Source organism: Caulobacter sp. GW821-FHT10F06 (assembly GCF_058809215.1).
Genome location: NZ_JBXASK010000001.1, coordinates 278,416 through 294,545, shown reverse-complemented (window position 1 = coordinate 294,545; position 16,130 = coordinate 278,416). Strand labels below are relative to the sequence as shown.

The 16,130-nt window shown below is 68.6% G+C and carries 10 protein-coding genes; 8 read left to right on the top strand and 2 right to left on the bottom strand.

What is annotated here, in order from left to right; all coding sequences use genetic code 11:
- Positions 1 to 378: 378 nt before the first annotated feature.
- A complete protein-coding gene (locus tag AC1RUS_RS01375; RefSeq protein WP_492912272.1) occupies positions 379 to 975 on the bottom strand; it encodes a TetR/AcrR family transcriptional regulator in 597 nt (198 codons plus the stop codon).
- A gap of 186 nt (positions 976 to 1,161) precedes the next feature.
- On the opposite strand from AC1RUS_RS01375, the gene AC1RUS_RS01370 reads away from it, so the two are divergent.
- Genes AC1RUS_RS01370 through AC1RUS_RS01360 form a run of 3 tightly spaced genes read left to right on the top strand, consistent with a single transcriptional unit; the run spans position 1,162 to position 6,889 of the window.
- On the top strand, positions 1,162 to 2,310 hold the full coding sequence (locus tag AC1RUS_RS01370; RefSeq protein ID WP_492912270.1) for an efflux RND transporter periplasmic adaptor subunit: 1,149 nt from the start codon (positions 1,162 to 1,164) through the stop codon (positions 2,308 to 2,310).
- A 12-nt stretch (positions 2,311 to 2,322) separates the two neighbouring features.
- Positions 2,323 to 5,487, top strand: coding sequence for an efflux RND transporter permease subunit (locus AC1RUS_RS01365; protein WP_492912268.1), 3,165 nt, complete (start codon positions 2,323 to 2,325; stop codon positions 5,485 to 5,487).
- Position 5,488: 1 nt separating this feature from the next.
- Complete coding sequence (locus AC1RUS_RS01360; RefSeq protein WP_492912266.1) at positions 5,489 to 6,889, top strand: efflux transporter outer membrane subunit; 1,401 nt, start codon at positions 5,489 to 5,491, stop codon at positions 6,887 to 6,889.
- A 166-nt stretch (positions 6,890 to 7,055) separates the two neighbouring features.
- Here the strand turns inward: AC1RUS_RS01360 and AC1RUS_RS01355 are convergent, their stop codons facing one another.
- On the bottom strand, positions 7,056 to 7,523 hold the full coding sequence (locus AC1RUS_RS01355) for an Lrp/AsnC ligand binding domain-containing protein (RefSeq protein ID WP_492912264.1): 468 nt from the start codon (positions 7,521 to 7,523) through the stop codon (positions 7,056 to 7,058).
- Positions 7,524 to 7,949: 426 nt separating this feature from the next.
- Between AC1RUS_RS01355 and putA the strand changes: the two genes are divergently transcribed.
- The 5 genes from putA to AC1RUS_RS01330 all read left to right on the top strand — a co-directional run bounded on the left by putA (position 7,950) and on the right by AC1RUS_RS01330 (position 16,087).
- Positions 7,950 to 11,039: a bifunctional proline dehydrogenase/L-glutamate gamma-semialdehyde dehydrogenase PutA gene (putA, locus tag AC1RUS_RS01350; RefSeq protein WP_492912262.1), complete on the top strand. Its 3,090-nt coding sequence runs from the start codon at positions 7,950 to 7,952 to the stop codon at positions 11,037 to 11,039.
- An 88-nt stretch (positions 11,040 to 11,127) separates the two neighbouring features.
- Complete coding sequence (locus tag AC1RUS_RS01345; protein WP_492912260.1) at positions 11,128 to 12,498, top strand: alpha/beta hydrolase family protein; 1,371 nt, start codon at positions 11,128 to 11,130, stop codon at positions 12,496 to 12,498.
- 80 nt (positions 12,499 to 12,578) lie between these two features.
- Positions 12,579 to 13,892: a glycoside hydrolase 5 family protein gene (locus AC1RUS_RS01340; protein WP_492912258.1), complete on the top strand. Its 1,314-nt coding sequence runs from the start codon at positions 12,579 to 12,581 to the stop codon at positions 13,890 to 13,892.
- A gap of 107 nt (positions 13,893 to 13,999) precedes the next feature.
- Positions 14,000 to 15,634, top strand: a complete 1,635-nt coding sequence (locus AC1RUS_RS01335) for a carboxylesterase/lipase family protein (protein ID WP_492912256.1) — start codon at positions 14,000 to 14,002, stop codon at positions 15,632 to 15,634.
- 159 nt (positions 15,635 to 15,793) lie between these two features.
- Positions 15,794 to 16,087: a GIY-YIG nuclease family protein gene (locus AC1RUS_RS01330; protein WP_492912254.1), complete on the top strand. Its 294-nt coding sequence runs from the start codon at positions 15,794 to 15,796 to the stop codon at positions 16,085 to 16,087.
- The last annotated feature ends 43 nt before the right edge of the window (positions 16,088 to 16,130 follow it).

Below are 16,130 nucleotides of genomic sequence, written 5' to 3'. Positions count from 1 at the left end.
CTGCCGGTAGGCTTTTGCCCACGACAAGCCTCGCACCGGGCAATTTATTCCGAATAAAATTTGATGGTTAACGTGTGCAATCTGGGTTTTGGACCAATCCTAGACTACACCCTGAGATAGATTTTACAGTAAAGCTGGCTCAATTCTGGAGCGAGGAATCGGACCTTTATTACCTCAATAAAGAACAGATATAGCGGCAGATTGTCGCGGGGCGCGGTAACCAAATCAAGGGTTAGGGGCCACGAACGGCGCCGACACAACGGCTTGTGAGGCGCGCGCCGACGCTCGGCCGGCCGCGACATCGCGCCCTTCCTGCGACAATACGGACCCGGAATCTTTCGACCGGGACGCGGATCGGATGAATTTGCCGGGCGCCGGCTAGGACAGGATGCTCTCCAGCGTCGCCTGGAACACCTTGGCGATCGCCGCGCGGTCGGCGTTGGGATTGTTGACCGCCCGCATCATCAGGCCGTCGAACAGCACGCCGACCATCTCGGTGCGGGCCGTGAACTCGGCGTCGCTCCATTCGGGCTTGCGGCTGCGCTCGATCATCGTGCTGGCCATCTGCCGCTCCTGGGCGTCGGACGCGCGGACGATGGCGGCCACCTTGGGATTGCGCGCGGCCTCGGCCAGCACTTCCAGCACCAGGGCGGCGCGGCGCGGGTCGTAGCACTTGTCGATCGCCTCGGGCAGGTGCTCGGTCATGGCGTCCAGCAGGTCGCCGGGCTTGCTTTCCAGTTCGGCGAACTTCTCGCGCATCTCGGCCAGGTCCTGGGCGACGATGGCGGCGATGATCGCCTCCTTGTTCTCGAAGTAGCGATAAATCTGGCCGACGCTGAGGCCCGCCGCCTTGGCGATGTCGGCCATGCTGGCGCCGTGGAAACCCGACTGGCGCACCTGGTCGCACGCGGCGTCCAGGATCTGCTGGCGACGCGTCTCCACGGACGGACGACCGGTTTGCGCCTCATCGGCCATTGAAAATCTCGTTTGGCATTACATTTCCGTTAGGTCAGCCGAAACCTTGGCCGCCGGGTGTTGACTTGCGACACCCTCGCACCTATGTCCAGCCCGCTTGAGAATGAACGTTCATTCTCACATTGTTCATCATACCGGGTTCGTCAAGGGCAATAGCCCGACAACCCGTCGCCTCCGGGGTCAAACATGCAATCTTCTCGTACGACGGCGACGGCCGTCGCGCTCGCCGCCATCGCGCTGACGCTCGCCGCCTGCGGGCAAGGCAAGGGCGCGGGCGGCATGCAGGGCATGGGCGGTCCGTCGCCGGTCGGCGTGATCGTCGCCAAGACCGAGCCCGTCACCCTGACCACGGAACTGTCGGGCCGCACCTCGGCCTATCTGGTCTCCGAAGTGCGACCGCAGGTCGGCGGCATCGTCAAGGCCCGCCTCTTCGAGGAGGGCGGTTATGTCCGCGCCGGCCAGCCGCTCTACCAGATCGACCCGGCCACCTATCAGGCCTCGTACAACAGCGCCGCCGCCGGCCTGGCCCAGGCGCAGGCCGCCGCCACCGCCGCCAAGCTGAAGGCCGACCGCTACAAGACCCTGGTCGAGAGCGGCGCGGTGTCCAAGCAGGACAATGACGACGCCCAGGCCGCCAACCAGCAGGCCGCCGCCAATGTCGCCGCGCAGAAGGCCGCCGTCGACGCCGCCCGCATCAATCTCGGCTACACCAAGGTGCTGTCGCCGATCTCCGGCCGCGTCGGCAAGAGCTCCGTGACCCCCGGCGCCCTGGTCACCGCCAGCCAGGCCACGGCCCTGGCCACCGTGCAGGACCTGTCGAAGATCTATGTCGACCTGACCCAGTCGTCGGCCGAACTGCTGAAGCTGCAGCGCGACATGGCCACCGGCAAGACGGGCCGCGCGACCTCGGCCCAGGTGACCCTGAAGCTGGAGGACGGCTCGACCTATCCCATCCCGGGCCGCCTGGAGTTCTCGGACGTCACGGTTGACCCCACCACCGGCTCGGTCGGCCTGCGCGCCACCTTCAACAATCCCAACGGCGTGCTGCTGCCGGGCATGTACGTCCGCGCGATGGTCGGCGCCGGCACGGCCCAGAACGGCATGCTGATCCCGCAGGCCGGCGTCAGCCGCGACCCCAAGGGCAATGCGACCGTCATGGTCGTCGGCGCCAAGGGCCTGGCCGAACCGCGCGTGATCGTCGCCAGCCAGACCATCGGCGACAAGTGGCTGGTCACCGACGGCCTGAAGCCCGGCGACCAGGTGATCATCGAAGGCCTGCAGAAGGTCCGTCCCGGCGCGCCCGTGAAGGCCGCCGTCATCACCGCTCAACGCTAAGGCCGGCCCGTCATGCTTTCCCGCTTCTTTATCGACAGGCCCATCTTCGCGTGGGTCGTCGCCATCGTCATCATGCTGGCTGGCGTGCTCGCCATCCGCGGCCTGCCGATCGCGCAATATCCCGACATCGCCCTGCCCCAGGTCTCGGTGTCGGCCAACTATCCGGGCGCCTCGGCCAAGACCGTCGAGGACAGCGTCACTCAGGTCATCGAGCAGAAGATGAAGGGCCTGGACGGCCTGGACTACATGTCGTCGACCAGCGACAGCTCGGGCGCGGCCACCACCACCCTGACCTTCAAGGCCGGGACCAATATCGACATCGCCCAGGTGCAGGTGCAGAACAAGCTGCAGTCGGCCACCGCCCTGCTGCCGCAGGAAGTGCAGCAGCAAGGCCTGACCGTCGCCAAGTCGGCCCGCAACTTCCTGCTGATCGTCGGCATGTACGGCGACGACGCCAAGACCACCAGCTTCGACCTGGCCGACTATATCGCCAGCAACCTGCAGGACCCGATCAGCCGCGTCGACGGCGTCGGCGACGTGCAGCTGTTCGGCGGCCAGTACGCCATGCGCATCTGGCTGAACCCGACCAAGCTGGCCAGCTTCAGCCTGACCCCGGCCGACGTCACGGCGGCCATCAAGGCCCAGAACGCCCAGGTCTCGGCCGGCCAGCTGGGCGGCACGCCCAACCTGCCGGGCACGGCGCTGAACGCCACGATCACCGCCCAGTCGCGCCTGACGACCCCGGCCGAGTTCGAGAACATCATCGTCAAGAACAGCGCCGGCGGGGCCATCGTCCACCTGCGCGACGTCGCCCGCGTCGAACTGGGCGCGGAGACCTACGGCTTCGGCGCCAAGTACAACGGCAAGCCCGCCGCCGGCCTGGCCATCAAGCTGGCCCCCGGCGCCAACGCCCTGAACACCGGCGACGCCGTCAAGAAGCGGGTCGAGGAGCTCTCCAAGAACTTCCCGGCCAGCTACAAGTACGTGATCCCCTACGACTCCACGCCGTTCGTGAAGCTGTCGATCGAGGAAGTGGTCAAGACCCTGGTCGAAGCCATCATCCTGGTCTTCATCGTCATGTTCCTGTTCCTGCAGAACTGGCGCGCGACCCTGATCCCGACCATCGCCGTCCCGGTCGTGCTCCTGGGCACCTTCGGGATCCTCGCGGCCTTCGGCTATTCGATCAACACCCTGACCATGTTCGGCCTGGTGCTGGCCATCGGCCTGCTGGTCGACGACGCCATCGTCGTGGTCGAGAACGTCGAGCGGGTGATGAGCGAAGAGGGCCTCAGCCCCATCGAGGCCACCCGCAAGTCCATGAACGAGATCACCGGCGCCCTGATCGGCATCGCGCTGGTGCTTTCGGCGGTGTTCGTGCCCATGGCCTTCTTCGGCGGTTCGCAGGGCGTGATCTATCGCCAGTTCTCGATCACCATCGTCTCGGCCATGGCCCTGTCGGTGATCGTCGCCCTGGTGCTGACGCCGGCCCTCTGCGCCACCCTGCTCAAGCCGGTCGATCACAACCACGCCACCGAGAAGAAGGGCTTCTTCGGCTGGTTCAACCGCAGCTTCAACGACCTGTCGCACCGCTACCAGGGCTCGGTCCGGGGCATCCTGGGCAAGAGCATCCGCTGGATGGCGATCTATGGCGTGATCATCGCCGTGATGGCCCTGCTGTTCGTCCGCCTGCCCAGCGCCTTCCTGCCGGAAGAGGACCAGGGCACGATGTTCGCCATCGTGCAGCTGCCCCCGGGCGCGCCCGAGGAACGGACCCAGGCCGTGCTCGACCAGGTGCGCTCGCACTTCCTGGTCGACGAGAAGGAGTCGGTGCAGGCGGTCTTCACCGTCGCCGGCTTCAGCTTCGCCGGCGCGGGCCAGAACGCTGGCCTCGCCTTCATCCGTCTGAAGGACTTCGACGAACGCAAGGCCGCCAACCTCAAGGCCTCGGCCGTCGCCGGCCGGGCCATGGGCAAGTTCATGCAGATCCGCGACGCGATGGTGTTCGCCATCGTGCCCCCCGCTGTTCCGGAACTGGGCACCTCGTCGGGCTTCGACTTCCAGCTCCAGGACGTCGGCGGCGTGGGCCACGAGGCCCTGGTCGCCGCGCGCAACCAGGTGCTGGGCATGGCCGCCCAGGATCCGAACCTGGCCGGCGTGCGTCCCAACGGCCAGGACGACACCCCTCAGCTGAAGATCGACATCGATCAGGCGAAAGCCGGCTCGATGGGCCTGACCACGGCCGACATCAACGCCGCGCTCAGCGCCGCTTGGGGCGGCTCCTACGTCAACGACTTCATCGATCGCGGCCGCATCAAGAAGGTGTTCGTCCAGGCCGACGCGCCCTACCGCATGCGTCCGGAAGACCTGAACCAGTGGTACGTGCGGACCAGCAGCGGCGCGATGGCTCCGTTCTCGTCCTTCGCCACCACCCACTGGGTCTACGGCTCGCCGCGCCTGGAACGCTACAACGGCCTGTCGTCGGTTAACATCCAGGGCGCCCCGGCCCCGGGCAAGAGCTCGGGCCAGGCCATGGCCGCCATGGAGAAGATAGCCGCCCAGCTGCCCCCGGGCATCGGCTATGAATGGACCGGCCTTTCGGCCCAGGAACGCGAGTCCGGCAACCAGGCTCCCGCCCTGTACGCCATCTCGATCCTGGTGGTGTTCCTGCTGCTGGCGGCGCTTTATGAGAGCTGGTCGATCCCGCTGTCGGTGATCATGGTCATTCCGCTGGGCGTCGTCGGCGCCTTGCTGGCCACCACCCTGCGCGGCCTCAGCAACGACATCTACTTCCAGGTGGGCCTGCTGACGACCATGGGCCTGGCCGCCAAGAACGCCATCCTGATCGTCGAGTTCGCCAAGGACCTGTACGAGAAGGGCATGTCGCTCATCGACGCCACCCTGGAGGCCGTCCGCATCCGTCTGCGGCCGATCATCATGACCTCGCTGGCCTTCATCTTCGGCGTCCTGCCCCTTGCGATTTCGAACGGGGCTGGATCCGGGAGCCAGCACGCCATCGGCACGGGCGTGATCGGCGGCATGTTGTCGGCCACCATCCTGGCGATCTTCTTCGTCCCGCTGTTCTTCGTGATCGTCGAGAAGACCTTCAAGCCCAAGCACAAGGGCCACGAGCACGACAACGACGTGGCGCCCCCCGCGACTCCGGCCGAGAGCCACTGACATGCTGCTTCGCAACCTCACCCTGACCCTGCTGGCGGCCACCTCGCTGACCGCCTGCACCCTGGCCCCGGCCACGGTCCGGCCGACCCTGCCGGTCGCCCAGACCTGGCCGATCGCCCAGCCCGAGACGACGGCCACCGCCGCCGACCTGGCTTGGCGCGAGGTCTTCATCGACCCCCGCCTGGCCGGGACCATCGAGCTGGCGCTGAAGGAGAACCGCGACCTGCGCGTGGCCCTGCTCAACATCGAGAAGGCCCGCGCCCAGTACGGCATCCAGCGCGCCGCCCTGCTGCCGGCCATCAACGCCGGCGTCTCGGGCTCGAAGTCGCGCACGCCGGCCTCGGTCAGCCAGACCGGCGCGGCCATCGAGACCGAGCAGTACAGCGCCACCGTGGGCTTCTCGTCCTATGAGCTGGACCTGTTCGGCCGCGTGCGCAGCCTCAACCAGGCGGCGCTGGAGAACTGGCTGGCGGTTCGCGAGAACAGCCGCACCGCCCAGATCAGCCTGATCGCCGAGGTCGCCAACAGCTGGCTGACCCTGGCGGCCGACGAGGACCTGCTGGCCCTGGCCCAGAACACCCTGGCGGCCCGCGACGAGTCGCTGAAGCTGACCCAGAGCCGGGTCGACAACGGCGCGGCCTCGACCCTGGACCTGCGCCAGGCCCAGACCCTGGCCGAACAGGCCCGGGCCGACGTCGCCGCCTACATCGCCCAGGTGAACCAGGACAAGAACGCCCTGCGCCTGGTGGTCGGGACCGACATCCCCGCCGACCTGGCGCCCGCCGGCGGGCTGGTGACGGCCCAGATCCTGGCCGACCTGCCGGCCGGCGTGGTCTCCGACGTCCTGACCCGTCGTCCCGACGTGCTGGCGGCCGAGCACCAGCTGGCCGCCTCCAACGGCGACATCGGCGCGGCCCGCGCGGCCTTCTTCCCCCGCATCGCGCTGACGGCCTCGACCGGCACGGCCAGCGGCGACCTGGACGGCCTGTTCAAGAACGGAACCGGCGTCTGGAGCTTCGCGCCCAGCATCAGCCTGCCGATCTTCGCGGGCGGGGCCAACAAGGCCGGGCTCGACAGCGCCAAGGCCAGCCAGAAAATCGCGGTGGCCACCTACGAAAAGACTGTGCAAACCGCCTTCCGAGAGGTGGCCGACGCGCTGGCCGTGCGCGATACTGTCGCCGACCGCCTCGGGGCCCAGGAACGTCTGGTCGCCGCCGCCAGCGACAGCCAGCGCCTGGCCAAGGCTCGAAAGGATGCGGGAATCGACTCGAACCTGACCCTGCTCGACGCCCAGCGCACGCTGTACAGCGCCCAGCAAGGTCTGATCACGGCGCGATTGGTCCGAGCGACCAATCTCGTCACGCTCTACAAGGTCCTCGGCGGCGGCGCGCCCGCCGCCTGACGGACCTTACCCCCTCCCCCTGGCGACGGTCGGGGGGCGTTCACGGTGTCATCCCCCCCGACGCCGCTGGACAGAAGGGGCGCGCTCCTCCCCCAACCCAGGAGCGCGCCCCTTCACCCTGTCTCGGGTAGATCCTCCCTCAAAGGAGGAGCATCTCGCTGCTAGTCTAAAGCGGCAGCTGCACCGTGCTCTTGACCTCTTCCAGCACCGCGTAGGTCCGCGTCTCGCGCACGCCGGGCATGCGCACCAGAATGTCGCCCAGAAAGACGCGATAGGCGTCCATGTCGCGCACGCGGGCCTTGATCAGGTAGTCGAAGCCGCCGGCCACCATGTGGCATTCCAGGATCTCGGGCGCGCGGCGCACGGCGGCGGCGAAGTCCTCGAACACCTCGCCAGTCGTCCGATCAAGCACCACCTCGACGAAGATCAGCAGGGCGCGATCGACCTTGGCCGGGTCCAGCAGGGCCGCGTATCCGGTGATGAAACCCCGCTCGCGCAGCCGCCGCACGCGGTCGAAAGTGGCGGCTGGCGACAAATTGCAGCGCTTGGCCAGCTCGGCGTTGGTGATGCGGCCATCAGCCTGCAAAACCCGCAAAAGTCGGCGGTCGGTGTCATCAAGAGTGGAAATGGCCATCAGCGACTTTCCGCGAAGATAATTCGGAATTTAACGATCATAAACAAAGCACCTTCGTCAAGCTTGAGGGTACACCATCGATCGTCCTAGCACGCTTCGCACCGCCGCTCCCCCCAGCGGCGCCCGGAGCGGCCCCTGAGGACCGCTTCCGCTTTGGCGGAAGCCCACACGGCGCTTTTCCCCCAAGGGCGTCGTGCAAGAGCGGAAGGGGCGCGCGTCTCCCCCCAGGTCGCGCCCCTTCCGCCCTCCCCTTCCCCGCCCTATCCTTCGTCATGCGTTCATCCTCCGCGCGCGCCATGCGGCCGTTGGAGCGAACGTCGATTTTCGGCGACTTGACCGAAGATCATCCGGCCACCCAAGCCAACAAACGAAGCACCTTTGGCCAGAGAGAACTTATAGCGGCGATATCCACCAGAGAGACCGCAGATGACCGACTGGGATAGCCTCGACAACGGCAAGTATCGCGACGAAGCCGCCGTGATCGCCGACCTGCTGGCCGCCAAGCCCCTGACCAGCGAGGACCGCGCCGCCGTCCGCGCCGAGGCCGAGGCCCTGGTCCGCGGCGCCCGTCGCAGCGTCCGCAAGCAGGGCGTGGTCGAGAGCTTCCTGCAGGAGTTCAGCCTGGGCACCCGCGAGGGCCTGGCCCTGATGTGCCTGGCCGAGGCCCTGCTGCGCACCCCCGATGACGACACCCGCGACAAGCTGATCGCCGAGAAGATCGGCTCGGCCGACTGGGCCTCGCACCTCGGCGGCAGCGACAGCCTGTTCGTCAACGCCTCGACCTGGGGCCTGATGCTGACCGGCAAGATCGTCGAGCCCGACGAAGAGGCCCAGACCAACCTGCCGGGCTTCATCAAGAAGATCGCCGGCCGCCTGGGCGAGCCCGTCATCCGCGCCGCCGTCGGCCAGGCCATCCGCATCATGGGCGAGCAGTTCGTGCTGGGCCGCACGATCGAGGCGGCCATCAAGCGCGCCGCCAACGACGGCGACATGTGCAGCTTCGACATGCTGGGCGAAGGCGCTCGCACCGCCGCCGACGCCGAACGCTACGAGAAGTCCTATGCCGACGCCATCGAGACGGTCGGCAAGCTGTCCAACAACGCCGGCCCCGAAGCCGGTCACGGCGTGTCGGTCAAGCTCTCGGCCCTGACCCCGCGCTACGAAGCCGTGCAGGAAGAGCGCGTCTGGAACGAGCTCTATCCGCGCGTCCTGCGCCTGGCGATGATCGCCGCCCGCTACAACATCAACTTCACTATCGACGCCGAGGAAGCCGACCGTCTGGCGCTGTCGCTGAAGCTGCTCGAGGCCCTGTGCAACGACCCGGGCCTGGGCAACTGGAAGGGCCTGGGCCTGGCCGTGCAGGCCTATCAGAAGCGCTGCCCCGAGGTGATCGCCCGCCTGACCGCGCTCTCGAAGGAAACCGGCCGCCGCCTGATGGTGCGCCTCGTGAAGGGCGCCTATTGGGACAGCGAGATCAAGCGCGCCCAGGTCGCCGGCCGCCCCGACTATCCGGTCTATTCGACCAAGCCCGCCACCGACCTGTCGTACCTGGTCTGCGCCAAGGCCCTGATCGAGGCCGCCCCGCACCTCTACGCCCAGTTCGCCACGCACAACGCCCACACCCTGGCGGCCGTGGTCCGGATGTCCAAGGCCGCCGGCGTCAAGATCGAGCACCAACGCCTGCACGGCATGGGCGAGGCGCTCTACAAGGCCGCCGACGACCTCTATGACGGCATCGTCCTGCGGGCCTACGCCCCGGTGGGCGGCCACGAGGACCTGCTGCCCTATCTGGTTCGTCGCCTGCTCGAGAACGGCGCCAACACCAGCTTCGTCCACGCCCTGCTCGACGAGCGGGTGCCGGTCGAGAAGGTGATCGTCGACCCGATCGACGCAGTCGAAGCCCACCCCGAGCGCCACGCGAAGATCCCGACCCCGGTCAAGGTCTACGGCCACCGCCGCCAGAACTCGGCCGGCGTCGACCTGTCGGTGAAGGCCGTGCGCGAGCGCCTGACCGCCGCCGTGGCGGCCCTGGACGTCGACACCCTGCAGGCCGGTCCGCTGGTCGGCGGCAAGCTGATCGCCGGCGGCGTGCCCCTGCCGGTCGCCAGTCCGGCCGACGGCTGCAAGGTGGTCGGCGCGGTGTCCGAAGCCCAGCTGCCGCAGATCGACCAGGCCTTCAAGCTGGCCCGCGCCGCGCAGCCGGCCTGGGATCGCGCCGGCGGCGCCGCGCGCGCCAAGGTGCTGCGGGCCATGGCCGACGCCCTGGAAGCCAATATCGACCGCCTGATCGCGATCCTGTCGCGCGAAGCGGGCAAGACCCTCGGCGACGGCGTCGCCGAGGTCCGCGAGGCCGTCGACTTCTGCCGCTACTACGCGGTGCTGGCCGAGGACCAGTTCGGCGCGGGTGAGGTGCTGAAGGGCCCAGTCGGCGAGACCAACACCCTCAGCCTGGCCGGCCGCGGCGTCTTCGTCTGCATCAGCCCGTGGAACTTCCCGCTGGCCATCTTCACCGGCCAGATCGCCGCCGCCCTGGCGGCCGGCAACGCCGTGCTGGCCAAGCCGGCCGAGCAGACGCCGCTGATCGCCTACGAGGCCGTGAAGCTCTATCACGCCGCGGGCCTGGACCCGCGCCTGCTGGCCCTGCTGCCGGGGCGCGGCGAGACGGTCGGCGCGGCCCTGACCGCGCACGAGGGCCTGGACGGCGTCGCCTTCACCGGCGGCACCGACACCGCCTGGCGCATCAACCAGACGCTCGCCCAGCGCCAGGGCCCGATCGTCCCGTTCATCGCCGAGACCGGCGGCCTCAACGGCATGTTCGTCGATACGACGGCCCAGCGCGAGCAGGTGATCGACGACGTGATCCTGTCGGCCTTCGGCAGCGCCGGCCAGCGCTGCTCGGCTCTGCGCCTGCTGTTCCTGCCGCACGACACCGCCGACGGCGTGATCGAGGGCCTGAAGGGCGCGATGGACGCCCTGGTCGTCGCCGATCCGGCCCTGGCCTCCACCGACGTCGGCCCGGTGATCGACGCCGACGCCAAGGACGCGCTGGACAAGCACCTGGAGCGCCTCAAGCGCGAGGCCAAGGTGCTGCATGCGCTGAAGGCCCCGGAGGCCGGCACCTTCTTCGCGCCGGTCCTGGCCGAGATCCCCGCCGCCGACTTCCTGGAGCGCGAGGTGTTCGGCCCCATCCTGCATGTCGTCCGCTACAGGCCCGAGGACCTGGAACAGGTGGCCGGCGCCCTGGCGGCCCGCCGCTACGGCCTGACCCTGGGCATCCACTCGCGGATCGAGAGCTTCGCGGCCGACGTCCAGCGCCTGGTGCCGGCCGGCAACTGTTACGTGAACCGCTCGATGACCGGCGCCGTGGTCGGCGTGCAGCCGTTCGGCGGCGAAGGCCTGTCGGGCACCGGCCCCAAGGCCGGCGGTCCGCACGCGCTGCTGCGCTACGCGGTCGAGCGGGCGGTCAGCGTCAACATCACCGCCCAGGGCGGCGATCCGGCGCTGCTGAACCTGTAGAAGGCCGGCCCTTCCCTTCCCGGGGAGGGCCGCTTCACAAGGCCGACCGGCAGGGCCTATGCTCCCGAACATCTTCGGGGGAAGTCTCATGCGTCTATCGGCCCACGCGGCGTTCGCCGCCGCCCTGCTCGCGCCCATTTCGGCCATCGCCCAGACCGCGCCGATCGCCGGCGACTGGTACGGCGTGCTGAACGCCGGCGCCAAGCTGCCGGTCATCATCCACATCCGGCCCGACGGCCTGGCCAGCCTCGACAGCCCCTCGCAGGGCGCCAAGGGGCTGCCGGCCAAGGCCGTGCTGACCGACATCCAGGTCAAGGTGGAGCTGACGGCGCCGCCGGCCGCCTTCGAGGGCCGGCTGTCGCCGGACGGCCAGACCCTGACCGGGCTGTGGCTGCAGGGCGGCGGATCGCTGCCGCTGGTGCTGACCCGCAACGCCCCCGTCGCCGTCGCCGCGCCCAATCGACCGCAGACGCCGCTGCCGCCGTTCCCGTATCGCGTCGAGGAGGTCGCCTATGTCAACCCGGCCTCGCACCTGAAGCTGGCCGGGACCCTGACCCTGCCCGAGGGCAAGGGACCCTTCCCCGTCGCCCTGCTGATCACCGGTTCCGGCTCGCAGGACCGCGACGAGACCATCCTCGACCACAAGCCCTTCCTGGTGATCGCCGACGCCCTGACCCGTAAGGGCGTGGCCGTGCTGCGCGTCGACGATCGCGGCGTCGGCGGGTCGGCGCGGGACGCCTCCACCGCCACCAGCGCCGACTTCGCCGGCGACGTCGCGGCGGGCGTGGCCTTCCTGCGGGCCCGCAAGGACATCGACCCGGCCCGCGTCGGCCTGCTGGGCCACAGCGAGGGCGGCATGATCGCGCCGATGGTCGCGGCCAAGGATCCCAGGATCGCCTTCCTGGTGCTGATGGCCGCGCCCGGCGTCGACGGCGAGACCCTGATGCTGTCGCAGGGCCGCGCGCTGGACGCCGCCAGCGGCGCGCCCGCTGAGCAGGTCGAGACGATCTACCAGCGCCGCAAGCGCTGGTACCAGATCGTGCGCACCGAGCCCGATCCGGTCAAGGCGCGCGCCCAGTTGACCGCCCTGCTCGACGCCGACGGCGCGCCGCCCAACGCCCCGGCCCGCGCCCAGGTGCTGGGCCTGGCCAATCCGTGGTGGCGGTTCATGCTGACCTTCCAGTCGGCCAGCGCGCTGAAGGCGGTCAAGGCGCCGGTGCTGGCGATCGGCGGCTCCAAGGACCTGCAGGTCCCCGCCGCCCAGAACCTGGCCGCGATCAAGGCCGCCCTGCCGCGAGGCGGCGACGTCACGGTCCGCGAGCTGCCGAACCTGAACCACCTCTTCCAGACCACCCAGACGGGACTGCCCAGCGAGTATGGGCAGATCGAGGAGACCCTGGCGCCCGCCGCCCTCGACCTGATCGTCGACTGGACCGTGGCCCACGCGGCGCGGAAGTGATCCTGGCTGGTTGTTAGCGCTACCGTCTCACGGCATGGTGCGCGCCGACGCGCCGGCAGAGCGCGCGATGGAGGCCCCTCATGACCCTTTCCCGCCGCGCCGTCCTGACCGCCTTGGCCGCTACGCCGCTGCTGGCCGCCGCCCCGCCCGAGGGGTTCGTCACCGTCACCGACGGCCATCTGACCCTGAACGGCAAGCCTTATCGCTTCGTCGGCGGCAATCTCTGGTACGGGGCCTGGCTGGGGTCGCCGGCCGCCTATGGCGACCGCGCTCGGTTGCGGCGCGAGCTGGACAAGCTGAAAGGCCTGGGCGTCACGAACCTGCGGGTGCTGGGCTCGGGCGAGCAGTCGCCGGCCAAGGTGGCGCTGGATCCGACCTTCCGCGGCCCGGGCGAGGACTACAACGCCGACCTGCTGGCGGGCCTGGACGTGCTGCTGGGCGAGATGGGCCAGCGCGGCATGAAGGCGGTGATCTACGTCAACAACTTCTGGGACTGGTCGGGGGGCATGCCGGCCTATCTGCGCTGGGTCGGCAACGGGACCTGGTTCCAGCAGGGCGACCCGGCCCATCCCTGGCCGGCGTTCCCGGACTATTCAGGCAAGTTCTACGGCGACGCCAAGGCCAACGCGCTCTTCCGCCATTACGTGAAGGCCTTGGTCGGGCGAACCAACACCGTCACCGGCAAAGCCTATCGCGACGACCCGACGATCATGGCCTGGCAGCTGGCCAACGAGCCGCGTCCGGGTGGTACGGAGGCCTTCGGCGTCGCCAACCTCCCCACCTACTATCGTTGGATCGACGAAACGGCGAAATTGATTAAATCCCTCGATTCCCGCCATCTGGTCTCGACGGGCAGCGAGGGGACCAAGGGCTGCCTGGAGCGCGAGGCCTGCGTGATCGAGGCCCACAAGCCGGCTTCGATCGACTACATGACCCTGCACGTCTGGCCCAACAACTGGAGCTGGATCGACCCCAAGAACCAGCCCGCCACCTATGACGCCGGCGAGGCCAAGTGCCGCGACTACGTCACCCAGCACATCGCCCTGGCCAAGGGGCTGAACAAGCCGCTGGTGATCGAGGAGTTCGGCCTGATCCGCGACGACCGCGCCTTCGCGCCCGACGCCCCGGCCAACCTGAAGGACCGCTTCTATCGCACGATCTACGGCCTGGCCCTGGCCGACATGAGGGCCGGCGGCCCGGTGGCCGGCACCAACTTCTGGGCCTGGAACGGCGAGGGCCGCGCCCAGCACGACAACGCCTGGTTCGCCAAGGGCGACAAGAGCTATGTCGGCGATCCCCCACAGGAGGAGCAGGGCCTCTACGGTGTGTTCGACGCGGATGTCTCGACCCTTGCGGTGATCAGGGATCACGCGCGGGAGGTGGCGACGCTTTAAAGCCCTCTCCTCTCCTCCGGGAGCGGGAGTCAAAATCCTGTCCACCGGTGTCATCTGCTGTGCTACCGCTACCGCCGAGCTCGTAAGAAGCTTTCGGAGGACACGCCATGGACACCCGCAACACCCTTGATCGCCGGGGCCTGCTGATCGCCGCGGGCGCGACGGCGGCGACCGTCGCGCTGGTCCCTGGCGCGGGGTTCGCGGCCGGCGTGGCGCGCTCGCCCGTCGTGGCCACCACCGCCGGCAAGGTGCGCGGCGCGAGCGCTGACGGCGTTCACGTGTTCAAGGGCCTGCGCTATGGCGCCGACACCGGCGGCGCGCGGCGCTTCAGCGCGCCGGTCAAGCCCGAGCCCTGGACGGACATCAAGGACGCCCTGGCCTATGGCGCGGCCTCGATGCAGACCGGCAAGGGCGAGGACGGCGAGACGCTGTCGGAAGACTGCCTGTTCCTGAATGTCTGGACGCCCGCGAAGGCCGACAAGAAGGGCCTGGCCGACGGGGGCAAGCGGCCGGTGATGTTCTACATCCACGGCGGCGCCTATAACGGCGGCTCGGGCGGCCATCCCTGGTACGACGGGACCAAGCTGGCCAAGCGGGGCGACGTGGTGGTGGTGACGGTCAACCACCGCCTCAACGCCTTCGGCTATCTCTATCTCGCCCGCCTGTTCAACGATCCCAGCGTCGCCGACAGCGGCAACGCCGGCCAGCTGGACCTGGTCCTGGCCCTACAGTGGGTGCGCGACAACATCGCGGCCTTCGGCGGCGATCCAGACCGGGTGATGCTGTTCGGACAGTCCGGCGGCGGCGCCAAGATCGCCACTCTGATGGGCATGCCGGCCGCCAAGGGCCTCTTCCACCGCGCCGCCACCATGAGCGGCCAGCAGGTCACCGCCGGCGGTCCGTTCAACGCCACCAAGCGGGCCCAGCTGTTCCTCGACAAGCTGGGCGTCAAGGACCTGGCCGCCCTGCGCGCCCTGCCCGCCGAGCAGATGCTCAATGGCCTGAAGGCCGTCGATCCGGTGGCCGGTTCGGGCGGGGTCTATATGGGCCCGGTGCTGGACGAGCGCTCGCTGACCCGCCACCCGTTCTTCCCCGACGCCGCCCCCTGGGGCCTGAGCGTTCCGATGATGTGCGGCAACACCCACGACGAGACGCGCGGCTTCATCGGCTGGGACACGAAGGCCTTCGACATGACCTGGGAGCAGGTGATCGCCAAGCTGCCCGGCCAGTTCAACGCCCGCATCGACATCGATCCCGAGACCGTGGTGGCCGAGTACCGCCGGATCTATCCGAACTACTCGCCGTCGGACGTCTATTTCGCCGCCAGCACGGCGGGTCGGTCGTGGAAGGCCGCGATCATCCAGGCCGAGGAGCGGGCCAAGGCCGGCGCCCCGGCCTATGTCTACCAGGTGGACTGGAAGTCGCCCAAGGACGGCGGGATCTTCGGTGCGCCCCACACCATCGACATCGGCCTGGTGTTCGGCACGCTGGACGCCAAGGGCTCGATCGTCGGCGCGGGCCCCGACAGCGTGGCGATGTCGAACCAGATGAGCGACGCGTTCATCGCGTTTGCCCGGTCGGGCGACCCGAACACCGCGGCGATCCCGAAGTGGGAGCCCTACACCCTGCCCCGCCGCCAGACGATGGTGTTCAACACGCCGGCGTCGGAGATGCAGGACGACCCGCGCGGCGCCGAGCGGGAGCTCTTCAACCGCGTGCCGTTCACGCAGTTCGGGACGTAGGGCTTTACTCCAGTAGTTCAAATTTCTTGTCATCCCGGAAGCCTCGCAGAGGCTGTCCGGGACCCAGGGGCCGGCGCATTGCGGTGGGTCCTGGGTCCTGTCTCTCCGCTTCGCTGCGGCCGGGATGACAAATACAGGAATGCGCGCCATAGTTGAGTTATGGCGCGCGACTACTTCGTCTACATCCTCGCTAGCCAGCGTAACGGCACGCTGTATGTCGGCGTTACTAATGATCTGTCGCGGCGCGTGTGGGAGCACCGCGAAGGCGTGACCAAGGGGTTCACCAGCCAGTACGGCGTCACACGTCTTGTCTGGTACGAGAGCTATCAGGAAATCGACCAAGCCATCTTGCACGAGAAGGTTCTCAAGCGCTGGCGGCGGGCCTGGAAGCTGCGGTTGATCGAAGAAGCCAATCCGCAGTGGCTCGATCTCTACGAGACCTTGAACTGCTGACGGCAGGGAGCCTAGCCCACGCGCGATGCGCCGGCCCCTGGGT